Raw genomic sequence first — 15,139 nt, 5'->3', positions numbered from 1 at the left:
GCATTCCTGCTACTTTACATTTGGATAAATCATCGTCGCAGGGTCCACGTATTCATCGAACTGTTCTTCTGTTAGTAAACCAGATGCAATCGCTGCTTCTTTTAATGTTGTCCCTTCTGTATGGGCTTTCTTCGCAATTTTTGCAGCATTTTCATAACCGATGTAAGGGTTTAGTGCGGTTACAAGCATTAATGAGTTTCGTAAATTATGGTCAAGCACTTCTTTATTTGGCTCGATGCCGACAGCACAATGATCATTAAATGATTTCATGGTGTCTGCTAGTAGCCGAGTTGATTGTAAGAAGTTATAGATAATGACTGGCTTAAAGACATTTAGCTCAAAATTACCTTGAGAAGCGGCAAAGGCAATGGTTGCATCATTGCCAACGACTTGTGTAACAACCATCGTCATTGCTTCACTTTGCGTTGGATTTACTTTACCTGGCATAATGGATGAGCCTGGCTCGTTTTCTGGAATCGTAATTTCACCGATACCGGAACGAGGACCACTTGCTAACCAGCGAACATCATTGGCAATTTTCATCAAGTCAGCTGCAAGAGCCTTTAATGCGCCATGTGCGACAACGGCTTCATCATGACTCGTCAATGCATGGAATTTATTTGCTGCAGAAGTAAATTGTTTTCCTGTTAATTCACTAATTTCCACTGCTACACGCTCACCAAATTCGGGATGTGCGTTAATACCCGTACCAACTGCAGTTCCACCAATTGCTAGTTCCTTCATATATTCAATATTTTGGACAATCATTTGCTCAGATTTAGCAAGCATTGCTGCCCAGCCACTAATTTCTTGACCTAGGGTAAGTGGTGTTGCGTCTTGTAAATGAGTACGACCAATTTTAATAATATCTTTAAAATTCTCTGCCTTGTCATCAAGTGTTGCTTTTAGTAAGCGTAGTCGAGGCAGTAAATAATCTTCAACTTTTAACACTGCTGCAATATGCAAAGCTGTTGGGAAAGTATCGTTTGAGCTTTGAGATTTATTGACATCATCGTTTGGATGGATACGTTCAGCCTCTCCAGCATTTTGTAAAAGTTGGTTTGCACGATGCGCAATTACCTCATTGACGTTCATATTTGACTGTGTACCACTACCAGTCTGCCAAACTACAAGAGGGAATTGATCGTTCCATTGACCCTTTAAAATTTCATCAGCTGCTTGCACAATCGCATTTGCTTTTAGTTCTGAAAGCTTTCCTAATTTATGATTAGCGATCGCAGCACTTTTCTTTAAAATGGCCATTGCTTGAATTAGCTCAATGGGCATTTGTTCTGTTCCAATTTGGAAATTCTCTTTACTGCGCTGTGTTTGAGCACCCCAAATTTTATCTGCAGGTACTTTAATTTCACCCATTGTGTCTTTTTCAATACGATAATCCATGTAAAACAGCTCCTTTATTTATGTAAATCTCTCCAATTAATTAAACATCCGACGGAGAATTTAACTTTTTTCATCGGGTGTCAAAACATCTGCTGAAATAAGCATGTATCAAACGGATATTCTTAGTCTGATGTAAGAATATCCGTTTGATACATGCTTATTTCAAAAAAATAGGGGGATTCTGAACTAAGCATTTCGGAGTGAAGAAATAATCTATTGATAATGATAATCGTTATCAATTAAAAAGTCAAATACTTTTCTTTAAGCCATTTATATAGTTGAGAATGGTTCGCGATGATTTTTTCTCTTAGAGTCCGATACCCGCTTTTTAAAAGGTAAGACGCTACCATTAAATGATAGCGTCGGCAAATAAAAAGGGAAGAGCTATCTCTTTTTCTTCCCAATGTCTTTTAATGGTTGTTTTTTAGGTATTTTTTCAAAAATGATACTTATTTGATAGTTGTGGTCGTCTATTTGAGTAATCTGAACAACTTTGGCTTTACGTCCTTTAATTTTTATGTTCTCTTCGACAGTAGGTAAATTTACAAGCAGCTGACTTAAAACGGACGTCTTGTTTTCATAGAAATGAGTTACAAACATAATTCTTCTCCTTATAAATGTTTTATTAACCTAGAAAAAACCTTCCTTTATTCCTTATATGTAATGTAAAAGAGACATGGTTTTTATGAGGATAATTAGCAAGGGGAAGGTTTTACTCAATGTATGAAAAGAACCTATAATATAGAACATTTGTTATACTTCCGGGGAACTTATTTTGGATAGTTGCTTGACGAAAAAGTTGAAATGAATTATGATGTATCGAAAATAATTTAACAATGATTGGAAGTAGTAATGGATGTAGTTTGCTTTAGAGAGGTGATGGCTGGTGAAAATCATCGCAAACCATTTGTGAACTCGTCCAGGAGTTTTTCATGCTGAATAAAATAAGCATGAACGGCAACTACCGTTATAGTAAAGTGAGCTTTCTAGCTAATCAGAGTGGTACCGCGGATAACTTCGTCTCTATGTTTTTTTGAGACGAGGTTTTTTTATTTTGGGAAATGGAACGAGAGAAATGGGAAACGCTTCGCTAGAAATGGCTTCTTGAAAGCCCAACTACATCGACAAAATGTTAAACCATAAAGATTAGTGTCAAAAAAAGGGGGACAATGGGATGGAAATAACAAAAAAACAGGTAACGACAGTGGGGTTAATGGCACTTGTTATATCAGCGCTACTAACATCGATGAGCCAGGTTTTCTATGCGAAGCAAGTACAAGAAGTGCCAACATTTTTATTTACGGGTATTAGTTTTTTCATGACAGCTATTTATTTCTCTTTTTTTGCACGCAAACAGAAACAAGCTAATCGGTGGAAGGGAAATATAAATGTTGTAGTGAAGTTGAATGTCGCATCCGTGTTAGCCTGTATGGGGTTTTATTTCGCTTTAAAATATGTAGAATCAGCGATTGTAAGTGCGCTTGAGATGGGCATTGGACCACTTTTTGTCTTAGTGTTAGCCGTTTTCGCCAAGGAAACAATTCCGAAAGCACAATGGGTAATTGCCACAGGGACATTTATCGCTTGTACTATATTAATAGTAGCAGTTGTTAGTGGGAAATCAGCTGTTCAAATGGACATAACATGGCTCGTAATCTTAGCATTAATAGCAAGTGTTGGCTGTGGAATTGGGGCTGTACTATGTACGATATATTCTAAGAGATTAAGTGAGGCTGGCTGGACGACTTCAATGATTATAGCAAATCGCTATTATGGCATAATTTTACTATCTTTTTTCGCGACTTTCGACATATTTTTTAAATATTTCTCGGGAAATATTTCATGGATAATCGCAGTAACAGCAGTGGGTGTCATGCTTCCGATGTATTTATTGCAGATAGGCATTCAGTATTGTTCGCCCTTGAGCGTAATGATGAGTTTATGCTTTGTACCAATATTCACGTTTTTCTTTCAGCTGTTTGATACAAGGCTATCGTGGTCGCCCGTTTCCTTGATAGGAATAAGTCTTTTGTTTATTTTTGGCGTGTGTAGCTTGTATTTAGAGAAAAGGTCGGTTTCAGATTAGTTTAAGCGCGGTATAATAGTAGTAAGGGAGGAAACAAAATGTATTTAAAATCATGTAAGATATTACAGAGAGCTATAGAAGATAAAGATCAGTATCCCTTTAATATACCAAGCTTGCAGGATTTACAGGAGCTAGAGTTTCCTACGAATGTGACCTTCTTTGTTGGGGAAAATGGCTCTGGGAAATCAACATTGTTGGAGGCTATAGCTGATCGCTGTGATTTTAATACAGCGGGTGGTGGTCGTCAAAATTTATATGAAGTACATAAGGCGGAGTCTTCACTCGGGGAATATATCCGATTGTCATGGATGCCGAAAGTGACGAATGGTTTTTTCCTACGATCGGAAACATTTTATCAATTTGCAAGTCATATTGATTTGTTAGAAGATCCAAGAAAATATACCGCTTTTGGTGGTAAGTCCCTACATCATCAATCACATGGCGAGTCCTTTTTATCGCTATTTATGCATCGCTTTAAGGGGAAAGCCATTTATTTATTGGATGAGCCTGAAGCAGCGTTGTCACCGACTAGACAGCTTAGTCTCCTTAAAATTATGAAAGATTTAGAGCATGAGGCGCAATTTATTATCGCCACACATTCACCTATTTTGCTTGGCTATCCAAATGCTACAATCTATAGTTTTGATAATGGGGACATTGAGTCTGTTCGTTATGAAGATACTATACATTACATTGTTACGAAGCGCTTTTTAAATGCACCAGAAACCATTTTTTCAGAGTTATTTGATGAGGAGCGAGAATCATGAATCAACGTAAAGGCTTAGTCATGCGAGAAATTCGATTAGATGAAATGGCACAGTTTATAGATTTGCTTAATTATGTTTTCCAAATGTCCATGTCCATTCATAAGGATCGTCGCTTTGTGAATGCCAAAAGTAAGCAATTTAATGAAGGTCATGCAATTGGTTGGTTTGATGGTTCACATCTTGTATCTCAAATTTTAAGTCTACCTTTTGAAGTAAATGTTCATGGAAAGATTTATGAAATGGGAGGCATTACTGCTGTCGGAACGTACCCTGAATATTCTGGGCATGGTTTGATGGAGAGCCTGATTATTGAGAGCCTGGAGCGGATGCGAAACGAAGGACAATGTATATCCTATTTATTTCCATATTCTATCCCGTATTACCGTAAAAGGGGCTGGGAAATTATGAGTGATATTGTGGAATATCAAATCAAGGATACGCAGCTTCCTCGCTATGGTGGCCTAAATGGAAAGATCCGCCGTGTCGATCCGAAACATGAAGACGTTATGACCATTTATGCACATTATTCAACGAAGACCCACGGTGTCATGGTTCGTAATAGTATCGCTTGGAATGAAAAGTTTCAGGAAGATTTTTGGGAGGAAAAATTTATCGATAGTGATGTGAACCTCCAGGCTGCTGTGTATTATGACGAAGATGAAATACCCCAAGGCTATATGTTTTATCGTATTATGGAGGAAAATTATTACATCGATGAAATTGTCTATTTGCAGGAAGAGGCGCGTAAAGGCTTATGGAATTTTGTCTCCGCACATAGCTCGATGATTTACAATGTCTATGGTAAAACAACCGGCAATGAAGCCGTTGCCTTTTTGTTAGAGGATAGTGAAATTATTCAAAAGGTGTCCCCTTATTTTATGGCCCGAATTGTAGACGTAAAAGAATTTCTGTTACGCTACCCATTCACGGGAAATGATTTTCAACTTCGACTCGCTGTTAGTGATCGCATTGTGGCATGGAATAATGGCACATTTGTCATAACGAAGCAGAATGGAAAAGTTACCGTTGAAAAGGTGAGTGAGACACAGTCTGAAAATGCTATTCAGCTCACGGTTCAAACACTCGCCACTATGTTACTAGGCTATAAACGACCGAGCTATTTAGAAAAAATCGAGCGTTTACACGGCAATGCTATTGAAATTGCACTACTAGAGACCGTACTACCAGTAGGCATTCCAACGTTTATTGATTATTTTTAAAAAAATTATGGGGAATTTGTGCAGAGGCAGCCTGTGCAGATTCCTTTTTTATTGGATTCAAAAGAAAATTGATCGGGTTAGCGTGAGAACGGCTCGGGTCCAAGAGAAAACCGCAATCAGGTCACCAAAAGACTCGCTAGGGTTTAAAATATATTAACAATATCGAGAAAATAGAGCATACATTTGAGCGCTATGTTAAATTCGCCTGATGAAACATATGATTATCGAGATAAAGAGTAGCCATAACCATTACAGTTATGGCTTATTATGCTGTGATCCAAGCTTTTTTCAGCAGTTGCACACCGAGGACGATTTCCTCCATTTTTAATTTACTAAAGCCTAATTGGATAATAGGCACGGCGCTTGGCTGTTGTAGAAAATATGGGCTCGTTGGGTAGACCTTGACTCCGTATTGTTGTGCATTTTGAATGAGCTGCTCTTCTGAAAATGAGGTATGCACCTTGACCAATATATAAAGACCAGATTGCTCTCCAAGTATTGTAATTTTTTCTCCGAATTGCTTGTTAAGTGCCTCTACAAGAGTATTTATTTTATGTTTATAGGTGATGCGCATTCTTTTAATATGTCGTGTCCATTCACCTTGCTCCATAAATTTCGCCATTGTTAATTGATGTAAGGACGAGGCGTTATGTTCAAAATGAGCAAAGCGTTCTTTATATGGCTGAACAAGAGCTTTCGGTAGCACCATATAGCTTAAACGAATAGCTGGTAAAAATGATTTGGAAAATGTTCCTATATAAATCACACGTGACTTGTCGATGGAGGCGAGAGCAGGAAATGGCTGCTGCGTATAACGAAATTCTCCATCATAATCATCTTCAAGTATATAGCCATCAACATTTTTGGCCCACTGAATTAAAGCTTGTCGCTGCTGAATGCTCATGGAAACACCGAATGGGAAATGATGAGAAGGTGTGACATAGAGTAGGCGCGAATGTAAATGCGCTAAATGTTCAAGCTGTGCACCTTTTTCCAGCACAGGTAATGTCTCTATTTGAAAGCCATGCAGCTTGAATGCTTCTCGAGCACCGTTGTAGCCAGGGTCTTCTAATATAACACTTGGGAAATCTTGCTTTAATAGGAAGCCTAGATAAATTAACATTTGTTGCGTGCTGCTACCGATAATAATGTCCTCTTCATTTACATGAACCCCACGAGCTTGAAGTAAATAATGCACAAGCTGTTCCTTTAAAAGTGGCTCGCCGAAAGGATCACCATATTCATAGCACTTTTGTAAAGGTAATACTTGATTGGCGATTTGACGCCATACTTTCAGTGGAAAATGCTGTTGATCGACAGCGCCAGCCCGAAAGTCGATGATGATATTTCCATTGTTAGCTGTTTTTTTTTGCGTAAGGCTTGGTCGTTCCTCCTCCTGTAGAAACACTTGCTCAAATTCATTGACGAAATAACCCTTTCGCCCTTCACCACGTATGTATCCTTCCGCAACGAGCTGCTCATAGGCAGTTAAAGTAGTATTCCGACTGACATGTAAAGTTTCGGCTAGCCCTCGAATAGAAGGAAGAGAATCATTCGTTGACAATCTCCCTTGTTCGATTAACCATTTGATTTGCTGATAAATTTGTTTATATTTTGCCTCTTCGTCTGTGAATAAGAAAATAAAATCCTCCATAAAGGCCCTCCTTGACATGTTGAAATGTCTAGAACTGTTTCTTTTTAAATGTCAGTTTGTTTTTTATCATAATACTAGAATTACATATTAAAAGAAATGGAGAGAAACGATAATGGAAATTTGTACAGTAACCTTAGCAACAGTTGGAGACGTGGTGCCATTATTTAATGCCTATCGAGAATTTTATGGTCAACCATCTGACTTAAAGCAAGCTGAGCAGTTTCTTATGGAGCGTATAAATAAGGAGGAGTCGGTAATTTTTCTAGCTTATGTGGATGCGCAGCCAGTTGGTTTTGTCCAGCTCTATCCTATTTTTTCATCAGTTGCGATGAAAAAGGCATTTATTTTAAACGATTTATTTGTAGCAAAGCATGCCAGGAAACAAGGTGTAGCGCAGGGCCTAATTGAACAATGTTATTCATACTGTTTACAGAATGATGCACGTTATATAGGTTTAGAAACAGCGACAGACAACGTTCGTGCTCAAAAACTTTATGAGAAGCTTGGGATGAAAATAGACGATGGAGTATATCATTTTATTAAATATTGGTAAAAGGAGGTTCGAAAAATGACTGTAACAATTAAACAATTAACAACGCAGCAGGAATGGATGGAAGCATATTCTGTTATGGTGCAGCTTCGTACAGAATTAACATTAGAAAAGTACCTTCTATTATTAAAGGAAATGACCCAAGATGGCTATATGTTATTTGCTTTATACGAAAACATGAATATTGTGGCAGTCGCCGGATTAAGTTGGAGAGTCAACTTTTACAGTGAACGCCATATTTTCGTTTATGATTTAGTAACGGATGAGGCCTATCGTTCAAGAGGCTATGGTGAGAAATTATTGCATGATCTTCACCAATGGGGCAAAGAAAATGGAGCGCACTATATTGCTTTGGAGTCTGGTATTCAAAGGACTAGTGCACATCGCTTTTATGAAGATCGATTAGGGTATGAAAAATGGTGCTATTCATTTCGTAAAGTATTGTGATCAAAGGAATATGATTTTTTAAAACCTCACACACTATTGGAAACATGAGGAGGTTTAAAATGAAAGCACCATTCAAAAAAATATTTCTCACGAGCATACTTATAATGAGTTTTACACCAATTGGTTATGCAAATAATGTAATTCAACAACATGCAAATGGTGAGGAAGGACAGCTTATTTACCACGTAAAGTATGATTATGATGCTATTTGTAAGGTTCTTGGGATCACGCAAAAAGTGTATGATCAATACTGGAAAGAGGGGCTTTCGATTGTTGATATGGCAAAAAAGGAAGGGATAGAGCGTCGTGAGATTGAAAGTTATTTTATCGCTTTCCACTATCAAGAAATGCAAAAATGGCGAAAGAAGGGTGCAATGAATGAGCATCATTATTTTAATTTAGTTTATGAATTAAAAGATCAGATTAAAGATTTTATTGAACGAAATCCGAATAAAGAATGAAAGCGACTAGTCTTTTTCTAGTCGCTTTTTTAATGCTTACATACCGATTAACATTCAATTTTTAGTTATAAAAGATAATTATTTAATGATTATCATTAAAAACATCTTGATTTCAACTCTGCTATTTAATATGCTTAACATATAGAGTACCGTCGTATTTTCCACGTTAAGCGGCGGAAAAGCAGGAGTTAGCGGCGCAATTCGAACATTAAGCGGCGGAAAAGAGGATGTTAGCGGCGCAATTTGAACGTTTAGCGGCGGAAAAGCAAATGTTACCGGCGAACTTCAAACACCAACCAGATATTTCTAGAAAACACCTTACCATCGCTCGTCATTCTTCATGGAAAACATTTTGAACAGGGGGAAAAGTTATGGTTTTGGAAAGTGCAATAAGCGCAATTGTTCAGGTCATTTTATTTTCAGTTATACCGTTTATTTGGTGGTTTTTCTCAGCAAGAAAGGAACAATCATTTTTAACTTGGCTCGGTCTCAAAAAGCCTGTCATTGAAAATAAAGGGAATTATTTTCTATGGTTTTTATTCATTATTATTTTATTATTCGTACCCCTTACTACAATCAGCTATTTCTACCTAGATAGTTCAACTTTAGCGACCAATCGTTTTACAGGACTTGGGTTTTCAGCGCTCATTCCAGCACTTTTCCATTCAATTGTACAAACGGGGTTGTCAGAGGAGCTGTTGTTCCGAGGCTTCTTACTAAAAAGATTCAAGCATAAGTTTGGTTTTCAAATGGGAAATATCATGCAAAGTCTACTTTTTGGCATTTTACATGGATGGATGTTTTATTCTTTAGTTCCTTTTGGAGTTGTAGTATTAGTTGTTATCGCAACAGCGTTTGTAGGTTATTTAATGGGGTGGATCAATGAACGGAAATCTAATGGTTCCATCGTAACAAGCTGGGGCATACATGGTATTGGCAATCTGTTTGCCTCTTTCATGGCAATGTTTAATATACTCTAAAGACCTAGCTCATTTGCATTTCATCATGTTCGATTGCATAATAAAGCAGAGAGGTGATAGGAATGCAGTTCCTCATGCAGGCCTAAGCATAAAGACGATTCAGGACGCAATTATGCCGAGGCATAATTGATTGGGAGGGCGTATTATCACCACAATATGCCGTTATTATCAAATAGCATTTACGACTTTTTTCGTTGATTATCATGTCGCCTCACTAGTTATACTATTAATAGGTATTATTGGAACTGAGATCCTTAATAGACGAAAAAGGAAAGGACGAGCATAAATGACAGAATGGCCAAAGGGAGTAGCGAAGCCTGCTATACGTGCATTAAATGAGGCAGGGTATACACAATTAGAGCAATTGGAAAATGTTGATTTATCAACGTTGAAAAATTTACACGGGATGGGACCGAAAGCGCTAGCGACCATTGAAGCAGCATTGAATGAAGGTAGGAAGCACAGTGAATAAACTGACATTATTTTTATTGGCAATGGTAGTCTATTATATTTTTGTTGTTTTCGTGATTAGCAAGTTATTTATTATTCCTCTCATGAAATTTATGGCGCTTATATTCTTCCTTGGGGCAGGCTTTATTTTTTCTCGAAAAATGCGAAGGAAATTACAGTAGGAGGAATTATGAAAATTACAAAACTAGCCATATTTTATTTGGTCATATTTATGTTGGCACTATTACTATCACTAGCTGGGGTTCGCCCATCCATTTCACTCGGCATTTTTATCCTTATCGCCATTGCAATGATTTTTAGACATATACATATTGTATTGTGGACAAATAATATGAAATTGGTAGATAAGTTAGTAAAAGATCGCAAGAAGCATCCTTTTTTTGCCTACCTATATGCAGTTGCTTATGGTACAAAGGAAGACCAGTTACACTCATTAGAAACGGCAATTGTAAAGTATAAACAGCCAGCAATGAAGTATAACTGTAAATTTATTAAGGCGATCATGGAAGAGAATTTAGAGGAAGCAAAGGATGCGGCAAATAAAATAAATAAAGAGCCTTTAACTAGCTATGCAAAATGTTATATCGCTGCATTTGAAGGACGAATAACTGACATGCGAAGTGATCAGCTTACACAGCCGTGGATGCAGCCAGCAATTGAAGCGGTTTATGCGTATAAAATGAAGAATGAAACAGCCCTTCATCAATTTTCCCAAGAAAGCATTGAAGTGGCTCGTGGTGTACAAAAATATGTGTTAATACATACATTTGAAAAAATGAAAACGGATCTGTAAAAATTTTAGGCTACTTGATGCTATATGGTGTCAGGTAGCCTATTTTTAACTTAGTAAATTTACATTTAAATATACAAATCTTGTATACTCATTCGTCTAATAAAGTAAGAGAGGTGAAAAGATGGAGTTTGATGAGCTTTATGAACAATATTTTCAATGCATTTATCAATTTATTTACTATATGGTCTCGGATCCAGGTTTAGCGGAGGATTTAACGCAGGAAACCTTTATCCGTGTTTATAAAGGACAGTTTAGAAATGAGGCTGCAATGGGCACTTATATAAGGAGAATTGCACGTAACCTTGTCTATGACACATATAGAAAAAAAGCACTTATTAAATGGCTACCATTTCAAAGAGAACATGAGAAACGGGAGACACAATATGTACCACATGATTGGATCATACAATCTGAGGAGCGTCGGCTATTATATGAAGCAATCCAATTATTAAAGCCTGAATATCGAGAGGTTCTTATTTACAGAAAAATTGAAGAGTTGAATTTAGCCGAAACTAGTGAAATTTTAGGGTGGTCTACAATGAAAATAGCGAATACACAAAGAAACGCTATGAAGGCTTTAGAGAAGATACTTGGAGGTGATAAATTTGGATTTAAACAAACGACTGAAGGAACTCAATAAATTACCAGAGGATCGGGCTGTAAAGGCTCGTATTTATGAACGCATTCATCATAAGAAAAGAAATGGCTTAACGATATGGAAGGAAAGTTTTCTACTATTTACGATCGCCATGATTGCTCTATTTTTTATTTTGATTCCACAAAATTCTTCACCGCCTCAAACTGCTAGTCAATCCATCCAAGCGATTTATAAGCATTTTGGAGGAAAAGAAGGGGAATTCTTTGCAAGAAGTTCGAGTTTGTATATGTCTGTGAAAAAGGTTGAAGATACATCAGTTTTTAGCTTTTTTGAAGATTTAACACAATATGTCGAAAAAGCAGATGGAAAGTTAGGTAACTATATTACAGATGTAGTAGTTGTAAGAGATCGTCAGGAAGAGCACTATCAGATTTCAGATACAGGCATGCTAAATGTTGATTCTGGCCAGTTTTTTGTAGGGAATTCTGATATGTATGATGAAGTATTTCAAACATTATACTCTGTAGAAACAATGCCTTGGATATTTATCCTGCCACTAATCGTGATAGCTGTAAATTTATTTTCTGCGAACTATTATAAACGTCATAATCTACAAGCACCTCAACCATCTAAGCATGTGTGGTGGCTGTTAGTACTTGTGCTTGCGATGATTTCTAGCATATTTGCTTGGGCAACCTGGGTTGGTCCATTGTATAAGCCATTAATAATGACGTTTGCGCTTTTATATGGTGTGATTTTTTGGAATTTCATAATACGAAAGGTACAGACATATTCCATATATAAAGTAGAAACAATAAAAATAAGTATTATTAGTGCAACACTTGTTTTAATTATTATGCTTTATTAATAGATGTAACAATAAAACCACCTATACCTTTTGCATAAGAGACAATTGCAAAGGTATAGGTGGTTTTAATTACCCATCAACGCAGTATTGGAGTGAAGAATGCTCTATTCCGTCTTGTTCAATAAAATCCCACGTACAATCCCCATTATAAAAATAGTACTTAGTACAAATAGAAATAAATAAGCATGCCACTGCTGTAAAATACGGTTATGGCCTAAAGCGACGGTTAAGTCATTGAATAGTGAATATGTAAAGTACAGTAGGATACTATTTTTGATGAGACAAAAGGTAATAATCCCATTTTGTCGCTGTACATGTGATAGAGTGGGCTTATTTTTACGTAGAATAGGATAAGCTGCTCTAATCTCTAAGTAGTGTAAAAGTAAAAATAGCATGAAGGCAATAAAGGGTAAATAAAAAATAGCGATTTTTGGGCCAAATTGCGCATGTTCACTCTTAAAGCTTTGCAAAACGGGTATAGAAGCGGGGAGCTTATTGTATTGGATAAGCGTTGCCGTAATGCCAGCTAAAAAAATGGTCGCGACAATAAGCGTTAGTGGCTTACAAAAACGCGGTTTAGGTGTTTTTTGTTGATCAAGCATTTGTTCACCTCATATTTCATCTTTTAAAAAATACTATTCTGTTATACTGTATCATAGGAATTGCATCATGTGTGTCATAGAAAGAGGGGTTGTATGGAATACTTGTTGTTTTTACTAATAGGCATCACTGGCAACGTCATTGGAACGTTAGTGGGAGGTGGTGGGTTAATTACATTACCGACCATGACGTTAATGGGGGTACCGGTCCATTCAGCGATCGGCGCAAATAAGGTTTCTAATATGGTCAGTGCCTTTTCAAGCTTCTATATGATTTTTAAAAGAAAAGAATTGTTATGGTCAGAAATGCGTTCAGTATTACTTGTTTCTCTAGTAGGTGGGACCCTTGGTGGGCTGTTTGCATCGTTTATGAGCAGTCAAACATTGACGTTTATCGCTATAATTTTATTAGGCTTTGCACTTGTTATGTCCTTTATAGGTGGGGCTGAATTTGGAGAAAAAGAAAGCTTTACAATGAATCGTAAAAACGGTCCAATACTTCTTGGTGTTGGTTTTTATGATGGGATGTTCGGTCCTGGGAGCAGCACGCTGGCACTTTATACATATGCTCATGAGAAAATCTCTTATATGAAAGCTGTAGGTCTGTCACGTGTAGGTGTTTTTGCGATGTGCTCAGGAGCCGCAATTACGTATATTGTCACAGATAAAATTGATTGGCCATTGACCATCGTTTTAATGATTGGTTCTGTCATTGGTGCGCAAATAGGAATTATCCTTGCAAGAAAGGTTAAGGCAAATCAAGTAAAGTTATTACTACGAGTTGTTACGATCTTGTTGATACTACAGCTTGTATACGACTTTATCAAACAAATATAAGGAGGCGATATCCATGTTTGAAATCACACCTTATCCATCTTTTTCGTGGTCACTGTCACGTCATAAAACGTTAACAAGCTGTGCGCGAAAATATGGCTATGAATATTATTTTTCTCATAATGGCTGGCTAAGCTACAATGTGGAGCCATATCATCAACATGTCTATCGCTTAAAAAAGCTGCAATCCATGCCGATTTTATTTGGGCAAATCGTCCATCATTTAATAGAGCAATCGATCAATGATTATTTGCAAACCGGCAAGGCGCCGACTGTTGCTGAGCTAGTAAATCGTGCACGTGGCCAGCTTAATGCCGCTTTTATCGATTCTACACGCCATATAGATTTATGGAGACATAAGCCGAATAAATTTTATATGATGCAGGAAATTTATTACAAGGGGCAGTTAAATCCTGAACTTGTACAGGACTATAAGGAGCGAATGACGGCTGTCTTTGATAACTTTCTTAACAGTGAAACGTTCCAGCAAATTACCGCTCAAAAAGGCTCCCTTCGAATCGGTGAGCCTGAACAATTTCGTTCCATGAAAATCGAGGGGATACAAGTTTTCGTCGTAATGGATTTTCATTATTATGATGAGATGGCAGACAAATGGATTATTATCGACTGGAAAACAGGTGGAGAGTCCGATGATGATCGCCAGCAATTAGCGCTCTATGCTTACTATATCCAGCAGAAATATCGCGTATCTCTTGACCAGATTGATGTCTATAATGAATATTTATTGACCGGCAAACGAAAAAAATATGCCTTTACAACATTTGATATGGACAATATTTTACATACGTTTCAGCGAAGTGTACTCGAAATGAAAAAATATCAGGCTGATATTTTCTCCAATGAACCAGTGGATTTTGAAGAATTTGAGCAAACCCTTGAAAAATGGCACTGTAAAGGCTGTAATTTTAAAGAATTATGTGTGCAGGATTGAGTAGAAGATGGAGCGAGTAATCAAAAAGTGACCACCTAAATGAAGTCATTAAAATAGTCACTAGCTTTATTTTTATCTTCACTAGTTAATTGTCTTTAAATGTTAACCGTCATTATTATATCAGAGTACCTAGAGATAAGAAATTAAGTTGAGGCAAAACACTCTAATTTTGTTAAATGACTTACATCATTATCATTTGATTGGTAGAATATTGGATTGTTAGTATATTATACTAAATTGTGTTTTCTACAATAAAGCTGAGAGGGGGAGAATAATGAAAAAATTATTTATTGTGTTACTAGCAGGCTTTGCATTTGCAGTAGTACATCCAACAAAATCAGAAGCGAAAGTGATGTATGATGGAGCAGAAGTTGTAAAAGAGCAAACGGGAAAAATGACCTTTAAAAAAGACATCAAGGTGTACAAGAAAAATCCAAATGGTACGTTTGAATCTTTAG

The 15,139-nt window shown here is 37.0% G+C and carries 17 protein-coding genes and 1 other annotated feature; of the genes, 13 read left to right on the top strand and 4 right to left on the bottom strand.

Going from position 1 to position 15,139, the window contains the following annotated elements; translation table 11 throughout:
- Positions 1 to 9: 9 nt before the first annotated feature.
- Complete coding sequence (fumC, locus tag AMS59_RS02435; RefSeq protein ID WP_053482175.1) at positions 10 to 1,401, bottom strand: class II fumarate hydratase; 1,392 nt, start codon at positions 1,399 to 1,401, stop codon at positions 10 to 12.
- A gap of 384 nt (positions 1,402 to 1,785) precedes the next feature.
- Positions 1,786 to 2,001 (bottom strand): hypothetical protein, encoded by a 216-nt coding sequence (locus AMS59_RS02430; protein ID WP_053482174.1) that lies wholly within the window; start codon positions 1,999 to 2,001, stop codon positions 1,786 to 1,788.
- 227 nt (positions 2,002 to 2,228) lie between these two features.
- Positions 2,229 to 2,429 (top strand) — a binding site (T-box leader).
- Positions 2,430 to 2,575: 146 nt separating this feature from the next.
- Between AMS59_RS02430 and AMS59_RS02425 the strand changes: the two genes are divergently transcribed.
- The 3 genes from AMS59_RS02425 to eis are packed head-to-tail and all read left to right on the top strand — an operon-like array spanning position 2,576 to position 5,474.
- On the top strand, positions 2,576 to 3,487 hold the full coding sequence (locus AMS59_RS02425; RefSeq protein ID WP_053482173.1) for a DMT family transporter: 912 nt from the start codon (positions 2,576 to 2,578) through the stop codon (positions 3,485 to 3,487).
- A gap of 38 nt (positions 3,488 to 3,525) precedes the next feature.
- The gene (locus tag AMS59_RS02420; protein WP_053482172.1) at positions 3,526 to 4,254 is read left to right on the top strand and encodes an AAA family ATPase; all 729 of its coding nucleotides are present in this window, start codon (positions 3,526 to 3,528) and stop codon (positions 4,252 to 4,254) included.
- Positions 4,251 to 5,474 carry an enhanced intracellular survival protein Eis gene (gene eis, locus AMS59_RS02415; RefSeq protein ID WP_053482171.1) on the top strand — a complete coding sequence of 408 codons (1,224 nt, stop codon included), beginning with the start codon at positions 4,251 to 4,253 and terminating at the stop codon, positions 5,472 to 5,474. Before AMS59_RS02420 ends, eis begins: the two co-directional genes overlap by 4 nt.
- 265 nt (positions 5,475 to 5,739) lie before the next feature.
- Here the strand turns inward: eis and AMS59_RS02410 are convergent, their stop codons facing one another.
- Positions 5,740 to 7,128 carry a PLP-dependent aminotransferase family protein gene (locus tag AMS59_RS02410; RefSeq protein ID WP_053482170.1) on the bottom strand — a complete coding sequence of 463 codons (1,389 nt, stop codon included), beginning with the start codon at positions 7,126 to 7,128 and terminating at the stop codon, positions 5,740 to 5,742.
- Positions 7,129 to 7,240: 112 nt separating this feature from the next.
- On the opposite strand from AMS59_RS02410, the gene AMS59_RS02405 reads away from it, so the two are divergent.
- The 8 genes from AMS59_RS02405 (at position 7,241) to AMS59_RS02370 (ending at position 12,296) form a co-directional block, all read left to right on the top strand.
- Entirely contained in the window at positions 7,241 to 7,681 is a 441-nt protein-coding gene (locus AMS59_RS02405) for a GNAT family N-acetyltransferase (protein ID WP_053482169.1), read from the top strand.
- Between the two features lie 15 nt (positions 7,682 to 7,696).
- Positions 7,697 to 8,125, top strand: a complete 429-nt coding sequence (locus AMS59_RS02400; RefSeq protein ID WP_053482168.1) for a GNAT family N-acetyltransferase — start codon at positions 7,697 to 7,699, stop codon at positions 8,123 to 8,125.
- Between the two features lie 59 nt (positions 8,126 to 8,184).
- Complete coding sequence (locus AMS59_RS02395; protein WP_053482167.1) at positions 8,185 to 8,586, top strand: hypothetical protein; 402 nt, start codon at positions 8,185 to 8,187, stop codon at positions 8,584 to 8,586.
- Between the two features lie 371 nt (positions 8,587 to 8,957).
- Complete coding sequence (locus AMS59_RS02390; RefSeq protein ID WP_053482166.1) at positions 8,958 to 9,566, top strand: CPBP family intramembrane glutamic endopeptidase; 609 nt, start codon at positions 8,958 to 8,960, stop codon at positions 9,564 to 9,566.
- A gap of 286 nt (positions 9,567 to 9,852) precedes the next feature.
- Complete coding sequence (locus tag AMS59_RS02385) at positions 9,853 to 10,038, top strand: hypothetical protein (RefSeq protein ID WP_053482165.1); 186 nt, start codon at positions 9,853 to 9,855, stop codon at positions 10,036 to 10,038.
- Positions 10,039 to 10,206: 168 nt separating this feature from the next.
- A complete protein-coding gene (locus AMS59_RS02380; RefSeq protein ID WP_053482164.1) occupies positions 10,207 to 10,830 on the top strand; it encodes a hypothetical protein in 624 nt (207 codons plus the stop codon).
- 121 nt (positions 10,831 to 10,951) lie between these two features.
- The gene (locus AMS59_RS02375; protein ID WP_053482163.1) at positions 10,952 to 11,470 is read left to right on the top strand and encodes an RNA polymerase sigma factor; all 519 of its coding nucleotides are present in this window, start codon (positions 10,952 to 10,954) and stop codon (positions 11,468 to 11,470) included.
- Complete coding sequence (locus AMS59_RS02370; protein WP_053482162.1) at positions 11,436 to 12,296, top strand: hypothetical protein; 861 nt, start codon at positions 11,436 to 11,438, stop codon at positions 12,294 to 12,296. Before AMS59_RS02375 ends, AMS59_RS02370 begins: the two co-directional genes overlap by 35 nt.
- A 104-nt stretch (positions 12,297 to 12,400) precedes the next feature.
- Here AMS59_RS02370 and AMS59_RS02365 read toward each other — a convergent pair whose 3' ends face one another.
- Positions 12,401 to 12,898 (bottom strand): hypothetical protein, encoded by a 498-nt coding sequence (locus AMS59_RS02365; protein WP_053482161.1) that lies wholly within the window; start codon positions 12,896 to 12,898, stop codon positions 12,401 to 12,403.
- Between the two features lie 93 nt (positions 12,899 to 12,991).
- Here AMS59_RS02365 and AMS59_RS02360 point away from each other — a divergent pair, with 93 nt between their 5' ends.
- Both AMS59_RS02360 and AMS59_RS02355 read left to right on the top strand, forming a co-directional pair.
- Complete coding sequence (locus AMS59_RS02360; RefSeq protein WP_053482160.1) at positions 12,992 to 13,732, top strand: sulfite exporter TauE/SafE family protein; 741 nt, start codon at positions 12,992 to 12,994, stop codon at positions 13,730 to 13,732.
- 13 nt (positions 13,733 to 13,745) lie between these two features.
- Positions 13,746 to 14,681, top strand: coding sequence for a PD-(D/E)XK nuclease family protein (locus AMS59_RS02355; RefSeq protein WP_082337355.1), 936 nt, complete (start codon positions 13,746 to 13,748; stop codon positions 14,679 to 14,681).
- Positions 14,682 to 15,139: the final 458 nt, after the last annotated feature.

Origin of the sequence: Lysinibacillus sp. FJAT-14745 (assembly GCF_001275675.1) — a bacterium.
In the GTDB taxonomy this organism is placed as follows: domain Bacteria; phylum Bacillota; class Bacilli; order Bacillales_A; family Planococcaceae; genus Lysinibacillus.
Note: the sequence above shows the minus strand (reverse complement) of the source record. Positions and strands in the feature narration are given on the sequence as shown.

Bases quoted from the DNA above. Each gene is read 5' to 3' on its own strand.
- fumC (WP_053482175.1), bottom strand. From the start codon at position 1,401: ATGGATTATCGTATTGAAAAAGACACAATGGGTGAAATTAAAGTACCT.
- AMS59_RS02430 (WP_053482174.1), bottom strand. From the start codon at position 2,001: ATGTTTGTAACTCATTTCTATGAAAACAAGACGTCCGTTTTAAGTCAG.
- AMS59_RS02425 (WP_053482173.1), top strand. From the start codon at position 2,576: ATGGAAATAACAAAAAAACAGGTAACGACAGTGGGGTTAATGGCACTT.
- AMS59_RS02420 (WP_053482172.1), top strand. From the start codon at position 3,526: ATGTATTTAAAATCATGTAAGATATTACAGAGAGCTATAGAAGATAAA.
- eis (WP_053482171.1), top strand. From the start codon at position 4,251: ATGAATCAACGTAAAGGCTTAGTCATGCGAGAAATTCGATTAGATGAA.
- AMS59_RS02410 (WP_053482170.1), bottom strand. From the start codon at position 7,128: ATGGAGGATTTTATTTTCTTATTCACAGACGAAGAGGCAAAATATAAA.
- AMS59_RS02405 (WP_053482169.1), top strand. From the start codon at position 7,241: ATGGAAATTTGTACAGTAACCTTAGCAACAGTTGGAGACGTGGTGCCA.
- AMS59_RS02400 (WP_053482168.1), top strand. From the start codon at position 7,697: ATGACTGTAACAATTAAACAATTAACAACGCAGCAGGAATGGATGGAA.
- AMS59_RS02395 (WP_053482167.1), top strand. From the start codon at position 8,185: ATGAAAGCACCATTCAAAAAAATATTTCTCACGAGCATACTTATAATG.
- AMS59_RS02390 (WP_053482166.1), top strand. From the start codon at position 8,958: ATGGTTTTGGAAAGTGCAATAAGCGCAATTGTTCAGGTCATTTTATTT.
- AMS59_RS02385 (WP_053482165.1), top strand. From the start codon at position 9,853: ATGACAGAATGGCCAAAGGGAGTAGCGAAGCCTGCTATACGTGCATTA.
- AMS59_RS02380 (WP_053482164.1), top strand. From the start codon at position 10,207: ATGAAAATTACAAAACTAGCCATATTTTATTTGGTCATATTTATGTTG.
- AMS59_RS02375 (WP_053482163.1), top strand. From the start codon at position 10,952: ATGGAGTTTGATGAGCTTTATGAACAATATTTTCAATGCATTTATCAA.
- AMS59_RS02365 (WP_053482161.1), bottom strand. From the start codon at position 12,898: ATGCTTGATCAACAAAAAACACCTAAACCGCGTTTTTGTAAGCCACTA.
- AMS59_RS02360 (WP_053482160.1), top strand. From the start codon at position 12,992: ATGGAATACTTGTTGTTTTTACTAATAGGCATCACTGGCAACGTCATT.
- AMS59_RS02355 (WP_082337355.1), top strand. From the start codon at position 13,746: ATGTTTGAAATCACACCTTATCCATCTTTTTCGTGGTCACTGTCACGT.